Annotated in this window: 1 protein-coding gene and 1 pseudogene; both read right to left on the minus strand. The window is 41.2% G+C overall.

All coding sequences use genetic code 11. The annotated features are described in order from the left end of the window. A partial coding sequence (locus tag ACFINM_RS09595) for a VirB4 family type IV secretion/conjugal transfer ATPase (RefSeq protein ID WP_375641272.1) occupies positions 1 to 2,354 on the minus strand: 2,354 nt, incomplete at its 3' end. After that, positions 2,351 to 2,511, minus strand: a pseudogene (locus tag ACFINM_RS09600) (type IV secretion system protein VirB3); the annotation flags it as partial. The gene ACFINM_RS09595 and the pseudogene ACFINM_RS09600, both read right to left, overlap by 4 nt.

The raw sequence follows: 2,511 nt of genomic DNA on the forward strand, positions 1-2,511 counted from the left end.
TTTGACCTTTCTTGAAAAATAGGAAGCCATTTTTCTGGAGATTGTCCAACTTCATCCATAATGGTCTCTAGGAGTTCAATATTCTTGGTGGTGCCACTTAAAATGGCTATTTCATCATCAAAGCCGCGTAAATTTAGTTCTGCTACAACTGAACTTTGTCCTTGTTTGATGAGAAAACGCCGTGACTCACGGCTTAATTCTGATTGTATCAGGTTAAATTCTCTGTCCGATAATTTAAAACCTTCTACATAATCCCCATGATTGCCCTTTTGATTGGGAAAATAAATCTGTGTGGGGCATTGCTCTATAATGGTGTGGGCAATGGTCGAATTGATCGCATCTTTGGGAGATTGCGTTGCAAACAACATCAAACCATTTTGTTTACGGATAGTTTTCAGCCTGTCTTGCGCAAAGGCTTTAAAGGAATCATCCTCTAAGGCTTTCCAAAACTCATCAATGACAATGATAATACGACGCCCATCAATCAGAGACAAAATCCTATGAAAAAGATACATCATTAAGGGGGGACGAATTTCATTATTGTCTAAAAAATCCGTCATGTCATAACCAATAAATTTTGCATCAATGCCAATGTCGTCATCAGGATTGTCAAAAACCCACCCTAAGGCATTGCCTTTACACCATCTTTCTAAACGACCCGCTATCCCCTCCCTGTGCGTGGTGTCAAAAAACATTTGTAAGGCGGAGATCGTCCGTTGTTCTTTTGGCAACAAGGCAAGTTGGTCAACAGCAGCAGAAATATCTTGTCTTTCTGATTCACTGATCTTTTGATCTTCAGAAGAAACAAGCTTTATAATCCATTGGCGTAAAAAAACTCTATCTGCTGGATTGTTATAGTCTAAGCCTTTTAGCGGTGCTATGCCTGTCGGTCTACCATTCTTCAAGGGCATATAAGTGCCGCCACCCGCTCTGACAAAAAGTTCTGCGCCCCGATCTTTATCAAAAAAGACCATATTGGGATCATGCTTTTGAAGCTGTGCTAAAAGAAAATTGACAATAACCGTTTTCCCAGAACCAGAGGGACCACAAACAAACGTATTGCCTAAATCTCCAAAGTGAAAGTTAAAATAAAACGGTGAACCAGCAGAGGTTTTCATCAAGGCTACCGCTGGTCCCCATACATTGCCATCTATTTTTCCAACCGGAAAAGAATGAAAAGGAGAAAGCGCTGCATAATTGCGGCTTGTTATTGCACCAGAGCGGGTGCGATAAGCATAATTGCCAGGCAATTGTGCCCACCAAGCCGCCACTAACCCTAAATCTTCCCGCGCAATGACAGCCCCACCATTTGTAAGATGAGAACGCGCTTTGGCAAGATTATCCGCTAACTCTTGCGGCGTATCAGCAAAAACTGCCAATGATAAATGATGTTCCCCTAAAACAAAACGATTGGATTCAAGATCATCAAGCGCATCATCCAGTTCCATAATTTGTGAACCTGCTCGATCTCCTGCATTGACCATTTGATTCTGTTTGCGCCCCATAATCTGTTTGGCAGCATTTTTGCTCTTGAAAATAAAAGATTGGGTGAAAATAAACTCAAAGGGAAGGGTGAGCAAACCATCCGCCATGCCTACCCTGGTTTTTGCTGGATATTCTTTCCAACCAAACATGCCCGCAAACCGCTGTGCCGCCTCATAGCGTATTTCTATGATCTCTTTCCCAAAAATGAGACGGTCTGAATAAACAGTCGAAGCTATCGTCCCCCATGTGAGAGGTATCCGTTCACGACGACCTCCTACCAATTGGTGGATAAACTCACTTTGCTGCGAATAAATATTGCCTTCATGTTCATAAAGACTCAATCTTCTTGCACCATAACGCTCTAAATTTTGAATAAGATCTGTTGTAATATCTTCAAGCTTGCGAATGGACTCTGCATCAACTTCTGTCTTTTCTTGCTTGGCTTTGCCTAAACGTTTGAAAAACTCCACTAATTTATCCGTTTGATCAACGTGTGGATTCCACAAAATAGAAAGATAAAGATCATTGCGATAAAGCTCCTGTGAAATCATCCGGTCGCGATATTTATCATCTAATTGCTTGGCAAATGCCGATCTGAAAGTCCCATCCGGATAAATCGTTTCACGCTTTCTGATAATATGGCTATAAAGCGCTATCCGTTCATCCGCTATGTTTTTAAACAGATTATTGAGCTGTTCGTGAAGCACATTCAGATCAATAATATCTGCTGTCTCAAAGTTAATCCCTTCAAGTTTAATAACGCTCATGAGAGCGCGTGAATCCAGCGCAATGATGTGCTTGTTGACATGGCGCACATAAGGAATGATCGCTTCTGGCTGCTTTTCACGTTTGCGCTCTGTTCTATTCATTGTAATTCCTCATAATTACGAATTAATCGTAATGGAGAAATACTTCCCCCACCCCATAGACTAGAGTTTCTGGCAAAAATAGATGTCTTTTGCCATGTCAGAAGAATACGAAATTTGTTATGGTCATGCTTTAGGATTTCCTTGAATATGAAATGCA

It is taken from the genome of Bartonella sp. AA168HLJHH, from assembly GCF_042197365.1.
Classification (GTDB): domain Bacteria; phylum Pseudomonadota; class Alphaproteobacteria; order Rhizobiales; family Rhizobiaceae; genus Bartonella.